At 72.1% G+C, this 17,372-nt stretch carries 24 protein-coding genes; 23 read left to right on the forward strand and 1 reads right to left on the reverse strand.

The window, feature by feature from the left end; all coding sequences use genetic code 11:
- The first annotated feature begins 11 nt into the window (after positions 1 to 11).
- From treF to K2X73_RS01645, 3 genes are all read left to right on the forward strand, one after another.
- Positions 12 to 1,568, forward strand: a complete 1,557-nt coding sequence (treF, locus tag K2X73_RS01635; RefSeq protein WP_294107965.1) for an alpha,alpha-trehalase TreF — start codon at positions 12 to 14, stop codon at positions 1,566 to 1,568.
- Between the two features lie 109 nt (positions 1,569 to 1,677).
- Positions 1,678 to 2,001, forward strand: a complete 324-nt coding sequence (locus K2X73_RS01640) for a hypothetical protein (RefSeq protein ID WP_294107967.1) — start codon at positions 1,678 to 1,680, stop codon at positions 1,999 to 2,001.
- Between the two features lie 16 nt (positions 2,002 to 2,017).
- Positions 2,018 to 2,767: a hypothetical protein gene (locus K2X73_RS01645; RefSeq protein WP_294107969.1), complete on the forward strand. Its 750-nt coding sequence runs from the start codon at positions 2,018 to 2,020 to the stop codon at positions 2,765 to 2,767.
- On the opposite strand, the gene K2X73_RS01650 is transcribed toward K2X73_RS01645, so the two are convergent.
- The gene (locus K2X73_RS01650; RefSeq protein ID WP_294107970.1) at positions 2,722 to 3,324 is read right to left on the reverse strand and encodes a helix-turn-helix transcriptional regulator; all 603 of its coding nucleotides are present in this window, start codon (positions 3,322 to 3,324) and stop codon (positions 2,722 to 2,724) included. The two genes, K2X73_RS01645 and K2X73_RS01650, sit on opposite strands and share 46 nt — an antisense overlap.
- A gap of 89 nt (positions 3,325 to 3,413) precedes the next feature.
- On the opposite strand from K2X73_RS01650, the gene K2X73_RS01655 reads away from it, so the two are divergent.
- The 20 genes from K2X73_RS01655 (at position 3,414) to K2X73_RS01750 (ending at position 17,361) form a co-directional block, all read left to right on the forward strand.
- Positions 3,414 to 3,890 carry a DUF6456 domain-containing protein gene (locus tag K2X73_RS01655; RefSeq protein ID WP_294107973.1) on the forward strand — a complete coding sequence of 159 codons (477 nt, stop codon included), beginning with the start codon at positions 3,414 to 3,416 and terminating at the stop codon, positions 3,888 to 3,890.
- Positions 3,891 to 4,087: 197 nt separating this feature from the next.
- Positions 4,088 to 5,020 (forward strand): diaminopimelate epimerase, encoded by a 933-nt coding sequence (gene dapF / locus K2X73_RS01660; RefSeq protein ID WP_294107975.1) that lies wholly within the window; start codon positions 4,088 to 4,090, stop codon positions 5,018 to 5,020.
- A gap of 238 nt (positions 5,021 to 5,258) precedes the next feature.
- Complete coding sequence (locus K2X73_RS01665) at positions 5,259 to 5,651, forward strand: hypothetical protein (RefSeq protein ID WP_294107977.1); 393 nt, start codon at positions 5,259 to 5,261, stop codon at positions 5,649 to 5,651.
- Positions 5,635 to 6,936 (forward strand): terminase family protein, encoded by a 1,302-nt coding sequence (locus K2X73_RS01670; RefSeq protein ID WP_294107979.1) that lies wholly within the window; start codon positions 5,635 to 5,637, stop codon positions 6,934 to 6,936. Before K2X73_RS01665 ends, K2X73_RS01670 begins: the two co-directional genes overlap by 17 nt.
- Before the next feature lie 118 nt (positions 6,937 to 7,054).
- On the forward strand, positions 7,055 to 7,504 hold the full coding sequence (locus tag K2X73_RS01675; RefSeq protein WP_294107980.1) for a helix-turn-helix domain-containing protein: 450 nt from the start codon (positions 7,055 to 7,057) through the stop codon (positions 7,502 to 7,504).
- Positions 7,501 to 8,079, forward strand: coding sequence for a PIN domain-containing protein (locus K2X73_RS01680; protein WP_294107982.1), 579 nt, complete (start codon positions 7,501 to 7,503; stop codon positions 8,077 to 8,079). The genes K2X73_RS01675 and K2X73_RS01680 overlap by 4 nt, the downstream gene beginning before the upstream one ends.
- Before the next feature lie 34 nt (positions 8,080 to 8,113).
- Entirely contained in the window at positions 8,114 to 9,214 is a 1,101-nt protein-coding gene (locus tag K2X73_RS01685; RefSeq protein WP_294107985.1) for a phage portal protein, read from the forward strand.
- A 36-nt stretch (positions 9,215 to 9,250) separates the two neighbouring features.
- On the forward strand, positions 9,251 to 9,559 hold the full coding sequence (locus K2X73_RS01690) for a DUF6127 family protein (protein ID WP_294107987.1): 309 nt from the start codon (positions 9,251 to 9,253) through the stop codon (positions 9,557 to 9,559).
- Positions 9,560 to 9,615: 56 nt separating this feature from the next.
- A complete protein-coding gene (locus K2X73_RS01695; RefSeq protein ID WP_294107989.1) occupies positions 9,616 to 9,993 on the forward strand; it encodes an HK97 family phage prohead protease in 378 nt (125 codons plus the stop codon).
- Positions 9,994 to 9,996: 3 nt separating this feature from the next.
- Positions 9,997 to 11,043: a phage major capsid protein gene (locus tag K2X73_RS01700; RefSeq protein ID WP_294107991.1), complete on the forward strand. Its 1,047-nt coding sequence runs from the start codon at positions 9,997 to 9,999 to the stop codon at positions 11,041 to 11,043.
- 68 nt (positions 11,044 to 11,111) lie between these two features.
- Positions 11,112 to 11,663, forward strand: coding sequence for a hypothetical protein (locus K2X73_RS01705; RefSeq protein ID WP_294107993.1), 552 nt, complete (start codon positions 11,112 to 11,114; stop codon positions 11,661 to 11,663).
- On the forward strand, positions 11,650 to 11,853 hold the full coding sequence (locus K2X73_RS01710; protein WP_294107995.1) for a hypothetical protein: 204 nt from the start codon (positions 11,650 to 11,652) through the stop codon (positions 11,851 to 11,853). The genes K2X73_RS01705 and K2X73_RS01710 overlap by 14 nt, the downstream gene beginning before the upstream one ends.
- A complete protein-coding gene (locus tag K2X73_RS01715; protein WP_294107997.1) occupies positions 11,850 to 12,236 on the forward strand; it encodes a DUF3168 domain-containing protein in 387 nt (128 codons plus the stop codon). Before K2X73_RS01710 ends, K2X73_RS01715 begins: the two co-directional genes overlap by 4 nt.
- 30 nt (positions 12,237 to 12,266) lie before the next feature.
- Positions 12,267 to 12,668: a phage major tail protein, TP901-1 family gene (locus K2X73_RS01720; RefSeq protein ID WP_294107999.1), complete on the forward strand. Its 402-nt coding sequence runs from the start codon at positions 12,267 to 12,269 to the stop codon at positions 12,666 to 12,668.
- Positions 12,665 to 12,973 (forward strand): GTA-gp10 family protein, encoded by a 309-nt coding sequence (locus K2X73_RS01725; RefSeq protein ID WP_294108001.1) that lies wholly within the window; start codon positions 12,665 to 12,667, stop codon positions 12,971 to 12,973. Before K2X73_RS01720 ends, K2X73_RS01725 begins: the two co-directional genes overlap by 4 nt.
- The gene (locus K2X73_RS01730) at positions 12,963 to 13,166 is read left to right on the forward strand and encodes a phage tail assembly chaperone (protein WP_294108004.1); all 204 of its coding nucleotides are present in this window, start codon (positions 12,963 to 12,965) and stop codon (positions 13,164 to 13,166) included. The genes K2X73_RS01725 and K2X73_RS01730 overlap by 11 nt, the downstream gene beginning before the upstream one ends.
- Positions 13,159 to 13,725, forward strand: coding sequence for a tail tape measure protein (locus K2X73_RS01735; RefSeq protein ID WP_294108006.1), 567 nt, complete (start codon positions 13,159 to 13,161; stop codon positions 13,723 to 13,725). Before K2X73_RS01730 ends, K2X73_RS01735 begins: the two co-directional genes overlap by 8 nt.
- Positions 13,726 to 13,899: 174 nt before the next feature.
- Positions 13,900 to 16,170 carry a DUF2460 domain-containing protein gene (locus K2X73_RS01740; RefSeq protein WP_294108008.1) on the forward strand — a complete coding sequence of 757 codons (2,271 nt, stop codon included), beginning with the start codon at positions 13,900 to 13,902 and terminating at the stop codon, positions 16,168 to 16,170.
- A 4-nt stretch (positions 16,171 to 16,174) separates the two neighbouring features.
- Complete coding sequence (locus K2X73_RS01745) at positions 16,175 to 16,975, forward strand: DUF2163 domain-containing protein (RefSeq protein WP_294108010.1); 801 nt, start codon at positions 16,175 to 16,177, stop codon at positions 16,973 to 16,975.
- Positions 16,972 to 17,361 (forward strand): peptidoglycan endopeptidase, encoded by a 390-nt coding sequence (locus tag K2X73_RS01750; protein WP_294108012.1) that lies wholly within the window; start codon positions 16,972 to 16,974, stop codon positions 17,359 to 17,361. Before K2X73_RS01745 ends, K2X73_RS01750 begins: the two co-directional genes overlap by 4 nt.
- Positions 17,362 to 17,372: the final 11 nt, after the last annotated feature.

Consider the following 17,372-nt stretch of genomic DNA (forward strand, 5'->3'; position numbering starts at 1 on the left):
TAGAGGTGCCGATGCGCGCGTTGATTGCCGCCTTCCTGCTCGCCGCGCCCGCCGTGGCGCAAACGCCCGCCGCCGCCCCGCCCACGCCCGCCGAACATTATGGCGCGCTGTTCCGCGAGGTGCAGCTCGGCCGCGTCTTCCCCGACAACAAGACCTTCGTCGACGCGGTGCCCAAGCGCCCGGTCGCCGCGATCCTCGCCGATTACGCGCGCGAGCAGCCGAGCGATGCCGCCGCGCTGCGCGCCTTCGTCCTCGCCAATTTCACCGTGCCCGGCGTCAACGACATGGCGGCGGACCCGCTTCGCGCGCATATCCGCGCGCTGTGGCCGATCCTCACCCGACCCCCGCTCACCCCCGCGCCCGGCGGCTCGGCGCTCGCCTTGCCCCGGCCCTATGTCGTGCCCGGCGGGCGGTTCCGCGAGATTTACTACTGGGACAGCTATTTCACCCTGCTCGGGCTGAAGGCCGATGGCGAGGACGCGCTGATCGAGGCGATGCTCGATAACTTCACGTCGCTGATCGAGCGTTACGGCCACATCCCCAATGGCACGCGCAGCTATTATCTCAGCCGCTCGCAGCCGCCCTTTTTCGCGCTGATGCTCGATCTGTCGGCCAACCGCGATCCAGCCGTCGCCGCCCGGCGGCTGCGGGCGCTGCGGCGCGAATATGCCTTCTGGATGCGCGGTGCCGCCTGTCTCGGCGGCGCGGGCGCCTGCGAGCATGTCGTGCGGATGCCCGACGGATCGCTGCTCAACCGCTATTGGGACGCGAAAGCCACCCCGCGCGACGAAAGCTTCGCCGAGGACAGCGCGACCGCCGCCGGCGCCGCCGAACAGCCACGGCTGTGGCGCGATCTGCGCTCGGCGGCGGAGAGCGGCTGGGACTTCAGCTCGCGCTGGCTGGCGGACGGCAGGACACTCGCGACGATCCACACGACCGACATCGTGCCGGTCGATCTCAACAGCCTGCTCTTCGCGGTGGAAGCGCGGATCGCCGCGCGCTGCCAGGCGGCGGGTGACCGCGCCTGCGCCGCCGAGTTCGCGGGCCGCGCGGGGGCGCGCAAGGCGGCGATGGCGCGCTACCTCTGGTCCGCCGCGCGTGGCTGGTACGCCGATTTCGACCGCGCGACCGGCAAGCCGAGCGATCGCCTGTCGGCGGCGACGCTCTATCCCTTGTTCACCGGCGTCGCCGGACCAACGGAAGCGCAGGCGGTCGCTCGCACCGTCCAGGCGCGACTGCTCGCGCCCGGCGGGCTGCGCACCACCGAAGTCGCAACCGGCCAGCAATGGGACCGGCCCAATGGCTGGGCGCCGCTGCAATGGATCGCGATCGACGGCCTCGCCCGCGGCGGCCAACCGACGCTCGCCCGCGACATCGCCCGCCGCTGGCTGACGACCGTGAACGCCGCCTTCGCCGAGACGGGCAAGCTGCTCGAAAAATATGATGTCGAGGAACGCCGGCCGGGCGGCGGCGGCGAATATCCGCTGCAGGATGGCTTCGGCTGGACCAACGGCGTCGCGAGCGCGTTGCTCGATCGCTACCCCGATCTCGCGCCGGCGAAGCCCTAGCCCGGGGGCTGTCATCACTCCGTCGCACCGCGCGGTCCCGCCGCCGCCGCCGGCGGAACCAACCATCCGCCCTGCCGTTGCGCGTTTCGTTGGCAAGACGGAGAAGACCATGCCCCTACCCCTTATCAAGGCGGCGAGCGCCACGGTGATGCTGGCCTCGGCGCTCGGCGTCGGCGGCTGCGCGACGCGCGGTTTCGTGCGCGAACAGGTCGGTGTCGTGAACCAGCGCGTCGATGCGCTGGAGGCGCGGCTGCGCGATACCGATGGCGCGGCGCGCTCGGGGCTGACGACGGCCCAGGCGGCGCAGGCTCAGGCGCAGGCGGCGGGCGGCCAGGCGCAGAACAACGCGCAGCGGCTCGATCAGCTCAACGCGCGCGTCGATGGCATCGAACAGCGGATGCAGGAAACCCGCCGCAAGCGCCCCCGGCATTGATCGCGCCGACCGCCCGATGAAGAGCAAATGGTGGTGGCATCGGGCGGTCGCGGTCGCGGTGATCCTGTTGGGGACACCGCCCGCGCTGGCGGCGACACGCGCGGACAAGGCGCCGCGCGTCGCCAAGCCGCGCGCGTCGGTGTCGCCCCCGATCCTGGCGCCCGATCTGGCCATACCCGATCCCTCGCCCGATGCGCTGCGCATCCGCGACTGGGTGGCGTTCGCGGGTGACAATAACGCCCTTCCCTATCTGATCGTCGACAAGCCGAGCGCGACCGCGTGGTTGTTCGACGCGCGCCACCGCCCGCTGGCGCGGGTGCCGGTGCTGCTCGGCATCGCCCCCGGCGACGAAGCGACGCCGGGCGTGGGGGCGAAGAAGCTCGCCGAGATCGGCCCCGCCGAGAAAACCACCCCCGCCGGCCGCTTCCTCGCGCGGTACGGCCTGGCGGCGGGCCGGCAGCGCGTGCTGTGGGTCGATTACACCGACTCGGTCGCGCTCCATCCGATCCCGAGCGACGCGAACAAGCGCGAGCGCCGCGCCGCGCGAATGGCCTCGCCAACCGCCGCCGACAACCGCATCACCTTTGGCTGCATCAACGTACCGGGCCGCTTCTATGCCCGGCGGGTGCGGCCGCTGTTCACGCGTAAGGGCGGCTATGTCTATGTCATCCCCGAAGCGAGCCCGCTGGAGGCGGTGTTCCCGGGGGTGCGGACGCTGCCTTATGCTGCGGCGCCGCCCGCCACGCTGGAAGCATCGCGGCCGTAATCGCGCACCAGCGTCGCGACGCGCGCGAACCAGGCTGGTGTCGCGAGCCACATCTGGCGCGCCCCCGGCAGCAAGGGTTGCAGCTGCAGCCGCGCCGCCTCCACCCCCGTCAGCCGCCCGAACGCGAAGCGCCCCGCCGCGCGTGGCACCAGAATGTCGCGGTTGAGCGCCTGGGGCAGACGATCGGGGGCGAGCCGATCGCACCACAGCACATCGCCCGCGCGATACTCGCCAGTCGTCGCCACCACCCGCAGCGCGAGCGCGCCCGCGGGGGGCCGGAGCGGGGCGTATAGCTCGCTTTTGCGCGGCGCGGACGCACCCTGCGGCCCGACCAGCGCGACGACCGGCAGCTCGGCGGTGGTTGGCAGCTGAAGCAGCTCGCCCGGCGTGACGCCGAGCGCCGGCGCGATCCGCGCGAGCCAGGCGAGCGAGACGGTGCGCGTCCCCATCTCCAGCCGGCCGATCGTTTGCGGCGTGGTCGGCGGCACACAGGCGCGCGCGACCTGATCGAGCGTCATCCCGCGCGCCAGGCGCAGATCGCGAAGAGCGGTGATCATGGCGCCCCCTTGTACCGGATTGGTTATTTCGCTGTCCTACATCGGCCGCCCTCTGGCAAGGGGGCATGGAGCGGATGGAGGAGTTGGTGATGCGCGAACTGGTGCAGCGGTCGATCGATGCGGACGGCGTGGTCGGCCGTGCGCCGCCGCGGCGCGGCCAGCGCGGGGTGACGGTGAACCTCGCCGAATCGCCGCTCGCCTGGCTCGCCGCGCGCGGGCTGCTGAGCGTGGCGCAGCTCGAGGCGGGCGAACGGCTCCGCGCCGATTATGAAGCCGCCCAGCTCGGCGCGCGGGTGACGATGCGCTGGGACGCGACCCCCGCCGGGGTACGCGGCGGCGGCGCGCCCGAACCCGGGCTCGGCGCGATCGCCGCGAAGCGCCGCTTCGACGCCGCGCTCGCCGAAGTCGGGCCGGGCCTTGGCGACATATTGTGGCGCGTGGTGTGCGCGGGGGAAAGCGTGCCGGGGGCGGAGAAAGCGCTCGGCTGGCCGGCGCGCGCGGGGCGGCTGGTGCTCGGCATGGCGCTCGATCGGCTCGCGGCGCATTACGGGCTGCCGGTGGGGTGAGCCGGATCGCTGCATGGTGCGAATCATCCCCGCTCACCTTCCCCGGCGAAGGCCGGGGTCCAGCATAAGCCCGGCGGATCGCGGCGCCCAATCGCCGGCGGCACGAGGCTGGACCCCGGCCTTCGCCGGGGAAGGGGTGGATGAAGCGTTACGTGCAGCGCTTGGGCGCGCGCGAAGGATCGCCTATCTAGGCGGCCATGCGCCTCTCCTTCATCAAATGCCACGGCTCCGGCAATGATTTCCCGCTGATCGACGCGCGCGGCCTCGCGCTGAGCGATGCCGAATGGTCCGCCGCCGCGCGCGCGCTCGCCGACCGCGCCGGGCCGGTGGGCGGCGACGGGCTGCTCGCCCTGCTCACCCCCGCGCCGGGGACGCTCCAGATGCGGATGTGGAACCCGGATGGTTCGGAGGCCGAGACCTGCCTCAACGGGCTGCGCTGCGTCGCGCGCGCGGGGTTCGAGGCGCTGGGGCTGCACGAGGCGCCGGTGCGGCTGAAGGCGTCGCACGCCGAAGTCGCGCTCGATCCGCCGCTCGGCGACGGCGTGGTGACGGTGCGCGAGACGGTCGGCCCGGCCGACCTGGACGCGCGCTGGGTGGCGGGCGCCGAACGCATCGTCGAAGCGCCGATCGCCCCCCTCGGCAGCGCACGCGCGTTCACCGCGGTCGCGATGCCCAACCCGCACCTGATCACTTTCGTCGAGCGGATCGACGAGGCCGAGCTGGTCGCGCTCGGCACGATTTGCGAGGCGGCGCCCGCCTGGCTGCCGGGGCGCGCCAATGTCTCGTTCGTCGAACAGCGCGGGGGCGATCTGTTCGTGCGCACCTTCGAACGCGGCGTCGGCCTCACCAACAGCTGCGGCTCGGCGATGGCGGCGGCGAGCTTCGCCGCGTGCCTCACCGGGCGGCTGCCTTACCGGGTGCCGCTCAAGGTGTTCAACGCCGGCGGGCTGGTGCGCGCGGTGGTCGGCGACGATGCGATGGTCACGCTGTCGGGCAACGCCACCTTCGAATGGGCGGGATCGGCCGAGGTCGATTTCGCGACCGGGCGCGCGGGGGAGCTGGTGGTCGAGCGCCATTATGGCGACGAGATCGCGGCGTGGAGCGCGCTGGTGGACGGCCTGGCGCGGTAGGCGCGCGCGGCGGTGCGGATGAAGCCGCAGCTCACGAACCGGATTGGTGATTTTCCGCTTGACAGCGCGACGCTGTTTCGGTACATAACAGGAACACTGACGAATTGGGCCTCGCAGCCACCGCGCCCCGCCTCCGCCAGGAATTCCGATGAGCCAATCCTCCGCCGGCACCCGCGCGCCGGGGCGCTCCAAACGTAAGTCGCGGCGCCTGCCGAATTGGCTGCGCTGGACCCGGACGATGAAAACCGCCTTTCTCGATCAGCTCGCCGCCAGTTGCGACGTGGCGCAGGCGGCGGCGGCGATCGGGGTCGAGCCCATCCAGATTTACGCGCTTTACCGCCGCGACGCGCGGTTTCGCGAGCAATGGCAGGAAGCGCTCGCCGCCGGCTATCAGCTGCTCGAAACTCGGCTGATGGGCCATGCGCTCGACACCGGGGAGACGCCGGGGCCGGGAACGCCGCCCGCGACCCAGCTCGCGCTGCAGCTGCTCCAGTTCCGGCACGGCGCCGCCAAGCCCGCGCGCCGGCCGCCCAAGACCATGACCCCGCCGACCGCCGAACAGGTCGACGCCGCGATCCTGAAGAAGCTCGCCGCCATCGAAAGGCGCAAGGCCCGTGACTCCCAAGACTGACGCGCTGCTCGCCCGGCTGCTCGCGCTCACGCCGGCCGAACGTGCCGAATTGGTTCGTGCGTTGCGCCCCGCCGAACAGCGCGAATTCGTCGAGCGCTGGTGGTTCTGGGCGCATCGCGGGCAGTTGGCGCCGCCGGGCGACTGGCATGTGTGGCTAATCCGGGCCGGGCGCGGCTTCGGCAAGACCCGCGCGGGCGCCGAATGGGTGAGCGCGCTGGCGCGCACCCACCCCGACGCCCGGATCGCCCTGGTCGGGGCGACGCTCGACGAGGCGCGGCGGGTGATGGTGCTCGGCGAAAGCGGGCTGCTCCGCGTCGCGCGGCATGGCGAGGCGCCGGCGTGGCGGGCGAGCCATAACGAGGTGCACTTCGCCTCGGGCGCGATCGCGCAGCTCTTTTCGGCCGAGGCGGCGGAGGGCTTGCGCGGCCCCGAACATCATTTCGCCTGGGCGGACGAACTCGGCAAATGGCGCGGCGAGGCGGCGTGGGACAATCTGCTGCTCGGCCTGCGGCTGGGCGAGCGCCCCCGCGCGCTGGTGACGACCACCCCGCGCCCGACCGCGCTGATGCGCCGGCTGCTCGCGATGCCGGGTCTGGTCGAGACGCACGGCGCGACGCGCGACAATCCGCATCTGCCGCGCAGCTTCGTCGAGGCGGCCGAGCGGCTCTACGCCGGCACCGCGCTCGGCCGGCAGGAGCTGGCGGGTGAACTGGTCGAGGATCTGGCGGGCGCGCTGTGGACCCGCGCCGGGATCGAGGCGTGCCGGGTCGCGGCGGCGCCGGGAGTGAGGCGGGTGGTGATCGGGGTCGATCCGCCCGGCTCGGCGGGGGGCGATGCGTGCGGCATCGTCGTCGCGGCGCTGGGCGAGGACGGGCGCGGCTATGTGCTCGCCGATGCGAGCGTCGCGGGCCTCGCCCCCGAAGGCTGGGCGCGCGCGGTCGCCACCGCCGCCGCGCGCTGCCGCGCCGACCGGGTGGTGGCCGAGAAGAACCATGGCGGCGAGATGGTGGGCGCGGTGCTGCGCGCGGCCAATCACCGCCTGCCGCTGCAGCTGGTGCACGCGAGCCACGGCAAGCACGTCCGCGCCGAGCCGGTGTCGATGCTCTATGGCGAGGGGAAAGTGGCGCATGTCGGCCGCTTCGAGGCGCTCGAGGACCAGATGTGCGCCTTCACCGCCGAGGGCTATGCCGGGCGCGGCTCCCCCGACCGCGCCGACGCCCTGGTCTGGGCGCTCACCGCGCTGCTGCTGCGCCGCGCCGGCGAGGCGGGGGTGCGGCGGGTTTGATGCGAGGCGATGATGAACATCCACGTGCCACTCGATATCGATATTTCACTTGTTTCGTTTATTGCATTTGCGAGCGCGGCGGCTATATCATGCAGTCAGCAGCCTTTAGGAGCATAACATGCGTGATCCTGCGCTCTCTGAACGGCCGCCGACCGACCGCGAGATTCGACAGGCATCCGAGGCGGCAAGGTTACTGGCGACCGCGCTTACGCCCGAAGGGTTGCCGGTCAGCGTCAGCCGCGATGGCGATACCGCGCAGGTGGAGCTACCGCCCGCGCTGGCGCAGCTGGTGCTCGATGTGCTCACGCATGTCGGTCGCGGCGAGATGGTGACGTTCGTGCCCTATGCGGCTGAACTCACCACCAAGGAGGCGGCGGATTTGTTGAATGTGTCGCGGCCGTTTCTGATCGCGATGCTCGATCGCGGCGAAATTCCTTTTCACAAGGTGGGATCGCATCGCCGAATTCGCGCGGCGGACCTGCTGGTCTATCGCGAAGCGCGAGACGCCGCTCGCGCGGAGGCGCTTCGCGAGCTGCAGCGACTGGGCCAGGAGTTCGACGCGGCTTGAGGAGCATAGCGGACCGGTTTGTCGTCGTGCTCGACGCCAACGTCCTTTATTCGTTCCGGGTGCGCGACGCCTTGTTGCGGTTCGCCGAAATCGGGTTGTTCCGGGCACGCTGGTCGCCAACCATTATCGACGAGTGGCGGCGGAGTCTCTTGGCGCGTCGGCCCGAGCTGACGGCGAGCATCGACGCTCAGATCGCGGCCATCGCGCGCGCCTTTCCAGAGGGTAACGTGGAGGGCGGCGAGGCGCTGATCGCCAGTTTAGCGCTGCCCGATCCCGACGACCGGCACGTGCTGGCGACCGCGATCCGCGCAGGCGCGGAGCATATCGTGACCGAGAATCTGAAGGATTTTCCCGACGAAGCGCTCCGCCCTTTCGGCATAACTGCCGTCACCGCCGATGATTTCTTGGCGAGTAGCTTCGAACTTTACCCGAGTGACGCATTGCGGGCGATGGTGCGGATGCGTCGCGATTATGCCAATCCGCCTTTTTCGCCCGGCGCCTTCGTGGCCGATCTCCAGGCGAAGGGCCTGCCGAAACTGGCATCGTTGCTGAAGGGCAGCATCGACTTGCTTTAGGGCCGGCGCATCCTTCCACCAAAAAGGAGTTCCCATGAACCTGTTCGGTCGCAAGGCCGCGCCGCGTGCGGCGCGGCCTGAACTCACGCGCTTTGGCGCCGGCACCGCCGGTTGGCCCACGGGCGAGCAGAGCTATGAAGCGCAGGTGCGCGAGGGCTATTGCCGCAACCCCATCGCGCAGCGCGCGGTGCGGCTGGTGGCGGAGGCGGTCTCCGGCGCACCGCTGATCGCCGCCCCCGCGCCGTTCGCCACGCTGATCCGCACCCGCAGCGGCGCGCAGGCGCTGGTCGAAACCGCGACCGCGCAATTGCTGCTGAGCGGCAACGCCTATGTCCAGCTGCTGACCGACGCGGACGGGCACCTCGCCGAGCTGTTCGCGCTCCGCCCCGAGCGTGTCGGCATCGAGCCCGACGCGCAGGGCTGGCCGGCGGCCTATCTCTACCGCTGCGAGGGGCGCGCGACGCGGCTCTCGCCCGCCGCCCCCCGGCCGCAGATCGCGCATGTGAAGCTGTTCAACCCGCTCGACGATCACAAGGGGCTCGGCTGCCTCGGCGCCGCCGCGCCGGCGATCGCGCTGCACAATGCGGCGAGCGCGTGGAACCGCGCGCTGCTGGCGAATGGCGCGCGGCCTTCGGGGGCTTTGGTCTACGAGCCCGGCGACGGTTCGCCGCTCGCCCCCGATCAGTTCGATCGGCTGCGCGCCGAACTCGACGCGAGTTTCGCCGGCGCCGCCAATGCCGGGCGGCCGCTGCTGCTGGAAGGCGGGCTAAAATGGCAGGCGCTGAGCCTGTCCCCCGCCGACATGGATTTCGTCGGGCTGAAGGCGGCGGCGGCGCGCGAGATCGCCACCGCCTTCGGGGTGCCGCCGATGCTGCTCGGCCTGCCCGGCGACGCGACCTATGCCAATTACCGCGAGGCGAGCCGGGCGCTGTGGCGCCAGACGATCCTGCCGATCGCCGACACGTTGTTCGCCGCGCTGGTGCAGGCCGCGCGCGACTGGTTCCCCGACGCCGAATTGCGGATCGATCTCGACCGCGTCCCGGCGCTCGCCGAGGATCGCGAGCGGCTGTGGGCGCAGGTGAGCGCGGCCGATTTCCTGACGCCCGAGGAAAAGCGCGCGGCGGTGGGGCTGTAACCCCGTCCCCCCGTCCCCCCATTCAGGAGTGATAGCATGAGCGAACCTCTCGTCCTCGCGCAGCTGATCGCGCAGGCGCAGAACCAGGGCGCCGATCTCGCCACGTTGCGCGGGCTGGTGGAGCAGGCGGGCGAGCTTGCCGCGCAGCGCGCGCTGGCGCGGCTCGGGCTCGATGATCCCCAGGCCGGGCACGACATGGGCGAACTGCGCGAGCTGCTTGCCGCGTGGCGCGATGCGCGCAGCACCTTGTGGCGCGCCTTTCTCAGCTGGGCCGGGCGCGTCGCCGCCGCGGTGCTGCTCGCGGGCGTCGCGATCAAGGTGGGCTTCGTGGACATCCCCAAATGAATCTGGCCCAAATGAATCTGGCCCAAGTGAGGCTGGCCCAAGTGAGGCTGGCCCAAATGAGCCTGCGCTTCGCGGGGTACGCGGCGTTGTTCGATCGCCCCGATCGCGGGGGCGACGTGATCCGCGCCGGCGCCTTCCAGCCGCTGCCGGAGCGCGTGCCGCTGTTGTGGGACCATGCCGGGCCGCCGATCGGCACGATCGAGACGCTCGCCGAGGATGCGCGCGGGCTGCGCGTGATCGGCGCGCTGCCCGATGGCCCCCGCGCCGACCGGCTGCGCGCGGCGCCCCCGGGCCTGTCCTTCGGCTACCGCGTCAAGCGCGCGGCGCGCCAAGGAACATATCGTGAACTCTTTAGCCTCGATCTGATCGAGGTGAGCCTGGTGTCGGCGCCGATGCAGCCGCTCGCGCGCGTCTATTTCATCGAGGAGAACTGAGCCATGACCGCACCCGATCCGTTGAACACGCAATTGAGCGGGCTCGCCTTGCCCGCCGCCGTCGCTCGCCCGGCGCTGTCCGGGGCGGAAAGCGCCGCCGATCCCGGCTTCGCCCGCTTCCTGCGCGCCGGCACCGCGATCGAGGTGAAGGCGTTCGCCGGCACCAGCGACGCGAGCGGCGGCGTCGCCATCCCCGAGGAGATCGACGCGCGGATCGACGCCACGCTCAAGACGATCTCGCCGATCCGCGCGATCGCCAATGTGGTGCAAGTCGGCTCGGCGGGCTATCGCAAGCTGGTGACGACGGGCGGCATCGTCTCGGGCTGGGCGGCCGAGGACGGCACCCGCCCCGATACCGCGACGCCGAGCTTCGTCGAGATCGCGCCGCCGATGGGCGAGCTGTGGGCTAACCCCAGCGCCACCCAGGCGATGCTCGACGATGCCCAGTTCGATGTCGAGGAATGGCTCGCGAGCGAGATCGCGACCGAATTCGCCCGCGCCGAAGGCGCCGCGTTCGTGAACGGCAGCGGCAGCAACCGCCCGCGCGGCTTCCTCCAGCAGCCGGTCGCGGCGACCGGCGACGCGACCCGCGCCTTCGGCACGCTGCAATATCTGGCGAGCGGCGCGGCGGGCGATTTCGGCGCCAACCCGGCGGACCGGCTGATCGACCTCGTCCAGACGCTGCGCGCGCCCTACCGCCAGGGCGCGAGTTGGGTGATGAACTCGGCGACGCTCGCGCGCATCCGCAAGCTGAAGACGAGCGACGGCCAGTTCCTCTGGTCGCCCGCGCTCACCGCCGGCCAGCCAGCGACGCTGCTCGGCTATCCGGTGGTCGAGGCGGAAGACATGCCCGACATCGCCGCCAACAGCCTGTCGATCGGCTTCGGCAATTTCGCGCTCGGCTATCTGATCGCCGAGCGGCGCGAGACGACGATCCTGCGCGATCCGTACAGCAACAAGCCGTTCGTCGCCTTCTACGCCAGCAAGCGCATCGGCGGCTGCGTGACGAACAGCGAGGCGATCAAGCTGATGCGCTTCTCGGCGAGCTGAGCCTCTTTAGCTCCTCCCCTTCCAGGGGGGGAGCTTGAGCCATCCCACCCACAACAAGGAAAACAACCATGCAAGGCGAAGGCCTGGGCGTGCTGACGCTGTCCGCCGCCGATCGTGCCGCGGCGGTGGCGGCGGTGAAAGCGGCGAGCAACGTGACGCTCGCCGACGACGATGCGCTGATCGCGGCGTTCGCCGAAACCGCGCTGGGGCTGGCCGAGCAATTCGTCGGCGCGGCGCTGATCGTGCGCGATTTCGCGCTGAGCCTGCCGGCGGTGACGGGGTGGCAATTGCTCCCCGTCACCCCGGTGCGCGCCATCACCGGGGTGAGCGCGGGCGGGGCGCCGCTCGCGGTCGATGGCTATGAGATCGAGCTCGACGCGCGCGGCGGCGGCTGGGTGCGGCTCCACGCGGCACCCCAGGCTTTGGTGACGGTGAACGCCCGCGCCGGCATCGCCGACGCCTGGGCCGGGCTCCCCGCGCCGATCCGCCAGGGCGCGGCGCTGCTCGCGGGCTATCTCTACGCCGCGCGCGACACCAACCAGCCGCCGCCGGGGGCAGTGACCGCCTTGTGGCGCCCCTATCGCGGGCTGCGACTGGAGGCCGCCGATGCGCGCGCTTGAGCAACACGCGGCGCGGCTTGCCGAGGCTAGGCGGCGGCGGGTGGTCGGGCGACTGGCGGCGGCGCTCGGCGCGGTGCCGGGGGTGCGTGCCGAGATCGTCGCGGGCGGCGTGCGGCTCACCGGGCGCCGCCTCGCCGCCCGCGCGCGCACCGATGCCCGGCTGCGCTGGATCGCGGGGCTGCTGCGATGAGCGCCGAACGCAGCTTCCACGCCGCGCTGCTCGCCGGGTTGCGCGCCGGGCTGGCAGGCCAGGTCAACGCCATCGTCCAGGGGCCGAGCGCGACCGCCACCGCGCCCTATGTCGAGCTTGGCGAACTGCTCGCGGGCGACTGGAGCACCAAGGACGCGGCGGGGCGCGAACTGCGCAGCCTGGTGCTGATCCGCGACGCGAGCGACGTGCCCGATCGCGCGCAGGCGCTGGGCGACACCGCCGAAGCCGCGCTGGCGACGCTCGGCCCCGCACTCGGCGACTGGCGGCTGGTGAGCCTCGTCCTCGTTCGCCGCCGCCTGGTGCGCGAGCGCCCCGGTTGGCTGGTGCTGCTCGAACACCGCGCCCGGCTGCTCGCCGGATAATGCCCACCCTCTCGCTCGAAAGGACCGACCATGCCCGCTGAAAAAGGCTCCGCCTTCCTGCTCAAGATCGGCGACGGCGCGACGCCGCCCGCCTTCACCACCGTCGCCGGGCTGCGCACCACGCAGCTGCAGATCAACGGCGAGGCGGTGGTCATCACCAGCAAGGATTCGGGGGGCTGGCGCGAATTGCTGTCGGGCGCGGGGGTGCGTTCGGTCAGCGTGTCGGGCGCGGGGCTGTTCACGGGCTCGGCGGCGGAGGCGCGGCTGAAGGCCAACGCGCTCTCGGGCCGGATCGACGATTACCGGCTGAGCTTCGAAAGCGGCGAGACGATGACCGGCAAGTTCCTCGTCACCCGGCTGGAATATGCCGGCGATTTCAACGGCGAGCGGACCTATACTTTGTCGCTCGAAAGCTCGGGGGCGGTGGCGTGAGCGCCAATCCCGCGCGCGGCGAGGCGGCGCTCCGGATCGCGGGCGCGGCGCTGGTGCTGCGGCCGAGCTTCGCCGCCCTGGTCGCCGCCGAGGAGGAGCTGGGGCCGCTGTTCGCGCTGGTCGAGCGCGCCGCCGCGCGGGAACTGCGCCTGAGCGAGCTGGTGGCGCTGTTCTGGCACTGCCTCGCCGAGCGGCCCGAGGGGCTGACGCGCGAGGGTTTCGGCGAGGCACTGGCGGCGCAGGGCCTGGCGACGCTCACCCCGCCGCTCAAGCTGCTGCTCGGGCAGATTCTGGGTGGACGCTGAGCGTTTCGCGGCGCGCGCGGCGCAGCTGGCGGGGTTCGCTGGGCTCGCCTTTGGCTGGCGCCCGGATGAGTTCTGGCGCGCGACCCCGGCCGAACTCGCCGCGCTCGTCGCTGCCGCGCGCGGGGACGATCCCGGCGCCCCGCCCGATCCCGCGCAAATCGCCCGGCTGATGGAGCAATTCCCCGATGGATGAAGAAATCGACCGGCTGGTGGTGAGCGTGCGCGCCGATACCAGCGGCTTCGCGCGCGACGTGGCGGCGATGCGCGGCGAGCTGGAAGGGCCGCTCGCGCGCGGGGCCGAGCTGGCCGGGCGCGGGATCGAGCGCGCGCTGCTGCGCGCCGCGCGTACCGGGCAGCTCGGCTTCGAGGATTTGCAGCGCGTCGCGCTCTCGGTACTCGCCGAGATCGCCGCGAGCGCGGTGAAGAGCGGCCTCGACGCGCTGTTCGGCGGTGGGGGCGGGAGCGGCGGCGCGGGTGGCCTGCTCGCCGGGATCGGCGCGCTGTTCGGTTTGCCCGGCCGCGCGACCGGTGGCCCGGTGGCGCCCGGGCGCGGCTATCTGGTCGGCGAGCGCGGGCCGGAGCTGTTCGTGCCGACCTCCGCGGGCTCGGTCGCGCCGATAGTGGCGGGCGCGGGCGGCGCGCGTGAGGTGCGCGTGGCGATCACGGTGAACGCCCCCGGCGCCGAGCCGCAGGCGCTGGCGCAGTCGTCGCGCCAGGTCGCGCGCGCGGTGCGCGCGGCTCTGGCGGAATAGGGTCACGCAGACGGTCCACGCTTAAGCCCGCTCCCGCGCAAGCGAGAGAGGGCCAAGCGCGATCTGTCGCGCCATCTTGCCCGAGAAATGTCTTCCCCGGCGAACGCCGGGGACGACGGCATGTCGGCACCCCTCCGCCGCCTCTCCGCGCAAACCCCTCAACGGAGCCCAGCCATGCCCCACAGCATCGTCCCGCGCGATCACCCGCGCGAGGGCTTCCTCACCCGCTTCGATCCGCGCTTCTGGACGGTGAACTTCCCGCGCCCGATGATGGCCTCGGTCATCGCCACCGCGCCCGACGCGCTGCGGGTGGACGCGGTGTTCTACCGGCAGGACGATCTCGCCGGGCTGATCTGGGAAGCCGAGGATCGCTTCGACCATCCGCTGCTCGCTTATGAGACGCGGCGCGATTTCCGCGAGGTCCGCCTGTCGTTCCGCTGGCGATCGAGCGGGGTCCGGGCGCTCGACGCGGTCAACGGCCCCGTCCTCACCATCGAGGGGCGCGATGCCAGCGGCAACCCCCGCGCCTGGTATGTACGGCTGTGGAACTATGCCCAGGGCACGCCCGAAGACGCGCGCGTCACGCTCGATTTCGCCAGGCTGCAAGGCGGCTTCCTACTGCCGGGCGAGGCCGATCCGGTATGGGCGGGCGATATCGACCGGCTGTTCGTCTCGCTCGTCCCCGCCGGCTATAGCGGCGCCGCCGTGCCGCTCGCCGCGCCGGCGGAAAGCTGGGTCGAGCTGAGCGAGATCACCGTCGATGGCCCCGGTGCGGTGATCGCGATCGGCGACGCGATCGTGCCCGAGCACGGCCTGTCGATCGCGAGCGGTTATGACGACAGCTATAACCTCACGCCGCAGCGTTTGCTGCGCAATATGCTGCACCTCGGCTATCGCGGCGACATCAATCATTATGTGGGGATGAGCCATTATTTCCGGCTCGACGGGGCGCTGGTGACGCTCGACGGCGGCGCGCTCTGCGCCCCGTGCGCCGCATGGCACCGCGCCTTCGCGGAAGGCGCGAAGGCGCTCGGTTTCGGCATCATCTGGTCGCTGAGCTACGAACTGTTCGACGCGCATTGCCCCGAAAGCTGGAAGCAGCGCGCGGCGGATGGCGGCCCCGCGCTCACGGGCTGGGTGCCGCCCTCGACCTTGCTCTCGCCCGCCAATGCAGAAGCGATGGCGTATCTTCAGGCGGTGGCGCGCGCGTTCATGGAAATCGCGCTCGCGGCCGAACTGCCGCCCAAATTCCAGGTGGGGGAGCCATGGTGGTGGCTGCCGGCGGACGGCAAGCCCTGCCTTTATGACGGCGCCGCCCGCGCCGCGCTCGGCGATCCACCGCCGATCGACCTGAACGGGCCGCAAAGCGCCGCGACGATCGCGGTGCTGGAAGCGGCGGGCGCGCTGCTCGCCCGATCCACCGCTGATCTGGCGGCGGCCGCGCGCGCCGCGGCGCCGAAGTGCGTGACGCATCTGCTGATCTACCTGCCCACCCTGCTCGATCGCGCGCGGCCCGAGGCGTACCGGCTCAACCTGCCGATCGGCTGGGCGCGGCCCGCCTTCGATATACTCCAGCTCGAGGATTATGACTGGGTCACCGCCGGCGACACCGCGCAGAGCGCGCGTGGCGTGGCGGCGGCGGCGGCGCGGCTCGGCTATCCGCCGGGGGAACAGCATTATCTCAGCGGCTTCGTGCTGCGACCCGATCAAACGGCGCAGTGGCGGCTGATCGACGCCGCCGCCGGCGCGGCGCACGCGCGCGGGGTGGCGGCGACCTTTATCTGGGCGGCACCCCAAGTGCTGCGGGACGGCTATCTCCATTTCGCGGGCGAGGATGACGTGCAGGCTTTCGACGATGTGCTGTTCCCGCTGGCGCTGGGGCGCGAGGCGGAAGTGAGCCCGGCTTTCTCCACCGCGATCGTCACCAGCGCGGGCGGACATGAGGCGCGCAACGCCAGCTGGGCGGGCGCGCGCACCCGCTATGACGTGGGGCCGGGGGTGCGCGGCGAGGCCGATATCGCCACGCTGCTCGCCTTTTTCCGTGCCCGGCTCGGCCCCGCGCGCGGGTTTCGCCTGCGCGATCCGTTCGATCAGGCGAGCGCCGAGCCGCCGACCCCGCTCGATGCGCGGCTCGGCATCGGCGACGGGCAGAACGTCCGCTTCGCGCTCGTCAAACATTATGGCGAGCAGGCGCGGCGGATCACCCGGCCGGTTGCCGGCAGCGTGCGCGTCGCCGTCGGTGGCGCCGAGACGAGCGGCTTCACGCTGGAACCCGGCGGCTGGGTGGTGCTCGATACGGCACCCGCGGCGGGCGTCGCGGTGACGGCGGGGTTCCGCTTCGACGTGCCGGTGCGCTTCGCCGAGGATCGGCTGAGCGTCACCCGCGCCACTTTCCTGGCGGGTGCGGCGCCCTCGGTGCCGCTCGTCGAACTGCGCGAGGATTGAGGCGATGGCGGACAGCCTCACCAGCTACGCGCTGTGCTGGCGGATCGCGCGGCGCGATGGCGTGACGATCGCCTTGACCGACCATGACCGCGATCTGGCGGTGGAGGGCCTGATCCACCGCGCCGCGCCGGGGATCACCCCATCGGCGATCAAGCGCGGCGACGGGTTCGACGCCGATACGATGGACGTGACCGGCGCGCTCACCAGCGCGGCGCTCGGCGAAACCGATCTGCTCGACGGGCGGTGGGACGGGGCGCGGGTGGCGATCTTCGCTTATGATTGGGCGGGAGGCGGGGCGCCGGTGCCGCTCGGCGAAGGGTTGCTCGGCGCGATCGAGACGCAGGATGGCGGCTTCACCGCCGAACTGCGCGGGCCAGCGGCGCTGCTCGACCGCGCGGTGGTAGAGGCGACGAGCCCCGCCTGTCGCGCCGAACTGGGCGACGCGCGCTGCCGGGTGGCGATGGCGGCGCGCCGCCGCTTCGCGCGGGTGACGGCGGCCGAGGACCGGCTGCTGACGCTCGACCGCGAAGAGCCTTCCGCCAACGCCTATGGCGCGGGCTTGCTGCGCTGGTTCGGCGGGGAAAATGCCGGCCTGGAAAGCGCGGTCGCCGCGTCGGACGGCGCGAGCGTGACGCTGCGCCTGCCGCCGCGCCACGCACCCGCGCCAGGCACGCTGATCGAGCTGATCGAGGGCTGCGACAAGCGTTTCGAGACCTGCCGCGATCGCTTCGCCAACGCGCTCAACTTCCGGGGCGAGCCGCATCTGCCCGGCATCGACCTGCTCACCCGCTATCCCGGCGCATGAGCCCGCTCGCGGCCGCGCGCGCGGCGATCGGGGCGCGGTTCCGGCTCCATGGGCGCGCGCCGGAAAGCGGGCTCGATTGCGTCGGCCTCGCCGGGCTGGCGGCGCGGGCGGGGGGTGTCACGGCGACGATCCCCACCGGCTATGCGCTGCGCACCGCCGATGCCGAGGCAGTGATCGCCCGGCTCGACGCGGTGCTGGCGTGCGCGCGCGACCCGGTGCCGGGCGACCTGTTGCTGTTCCAGCCCGGCCCCGCGCAACTGCACCTCGCGATCGCGAGCGAGGCCGGCATCATCCACGCCGACGCGCATCTGCGCCGCGTCGTCGAGCGTCCCGGCCCCGCGCCCTGGCCGCTGCTCGGCGCGTGGCGGCTGCGCTGCGAGCCCTAGCCAAACCTGTT

This window comes from Sphingomonas sp. (assembly GCF_019746665.1).
Taxonomy (GTDB): Bacteria; Pseudomonadota; Alphaproteobacteria; order Sphingomonadales; family Sphingomonadaceae; genus Sphingomonas.

Excerpts from the sequence above, each read along its gene's own strand:
- K2X73_RS01715 (WP_294107997.1), top strand. The coding sequence starts at position 11,850 with ATGAGCGCCGAACGCAGCTTCCACGCCGCGCTGCTCGCCGGGTTGCGC.
- K2X73_RS01650 (WP_294107970.1), bottom strand. The coding sequence starts at position 3,324 with ATGATCACCGCTCTTCGCGATCTGCGCCTGGCGCGCGGGATGACGCTC.
- K2X73_RS01685 (WP_294107985.1), top strand. The coding sequence starts at position 8,114 with ATGAACCTGTTCGGTCGCAAGGCCGCGCCGCGTGCGGCGCGGCCTGAA.
- treF (WP_294107965.1), top strand. The coding sequence starts at position 12 with ATGCGCGCGTTGATTGCCGCCTTCCTGCTCGCCGCGCCCGCCGTGGCG.
- K2X73_RS01735 (WP_294108006.1), top strand. The coding sequence starts at position 13,159 with ATGGATGAAGAAATCGACCGGCTGGTGGTGAGCGTGCGCGCCGATACC.
- K2X73_RS01720 (WP_294107999.1), top strand. The coding sequence starts at position 12,267 with ATGCCCGCTGAAAAAGGCTCCGCCTTCCTGCTCAAGATCGGCGACGGC.
- K2X73_RS01740 (WP_294108008.1), top strand. The coding sequence starts at position 13,900 with ATGCCCCACAGCATCGTCCCGCGCGATCACCCGCGCGAGGGCTTCCTC.
- K2X73_RS01695 (WP_294107989.1), top strand. The coding sequence starts at position 9,616 with ATGAGCCTGCGCTTCGCGGGGTACGCGGCGTTGTTCGATCGCCCCGAT.
- K2X73_RS01655 (WP_294107973.1), top strand. The coding sequence starts at position 3,414 with ATGCGCGAACTGGTGCAGCGGTCGATCGATGCGGACGGCGTGGTCGGC.
- K2X73_RS01675 (WP_294107980.1), top strand. The coding sequence starts at position 7,055 with ATGCGTGATCCTGCGCTCTCTGAACGGCCGCCGACCGACCGCGAGATT.
- K2X73_RS01700 (WP_294107991.1), top strand. The coding sequence starts at position 9,997 with ATGACCGCACCCGATCCGTTGAACACGCAATTGAGCGGGCTCGCCTTG.
- K2X73_RS01645 (WP_294107969.1), top strand. The coding sequence starts at position 2,018 with ATGAAGAGCAAATGGTGGTGGCATCGGGCGGTCGCGGTCGCGGTGATC.
- K2X73_RS01665 (WP_294107977.1), top strand. The coding sequence starts at position 5,259 with ATGAAAACCGCCTTTCTCGATCAGCTCGCCGCCAGTTGCGACGTGGCG.
- K2X73_RS01710 (WP_294107995.1), top strand. The coding sequence starts at position 11,650 with ATGCGCGCGCTTGAGCAACACGCGGCGCGGCTTGCCGAGGCTAGGCGG.
- K2X73_RS01745 (WP_294108010.1), top strand. The coding sequence starts at position 16,175 with ATGGCGGACAGCCTCACCAGCTACGCGCTGTGCTGGCGGATCGCGCGG.
- K2X73_RS01750 (WP_294108012.1), top strand. The coding sequence starts at position 16,972 with ATGAGCCCGCTCGCGGCCGCGCGCGCGGCGATCGGGGCGCGGTTCCGG.
- dapF (WP_294107975.1), top strand. The coding sequence starts at position 4,088 with ATGCGCCTCTCCTTCATCAAATGCCACGGCTCCGGCAATGATTTCCCG.
- K2X73_RS01705 (WP_294107993.1), top strand. The coding sequence starts at position 11,112 with ATGCAAGGCGAAGGCCTGGGCGTGCTGACGCTGTCCGCCGCCGATCGT.
- K2X73_RS01690 (WP_294107987.1), top strand. The coding sequence starts at position 9,251 with ATGAGCGAACCTCTCGTCCTCGCGCAGCTGATCGCGCAGGCGCAGAAC.
- K2X73_RS01640 (WP_294107967.1), top strand. The coding sequence starts at position 1,678 with ATGCCCCTACCCCTTATCAAGGCGGCGAGCGCCACGGTGATGCTGGCC.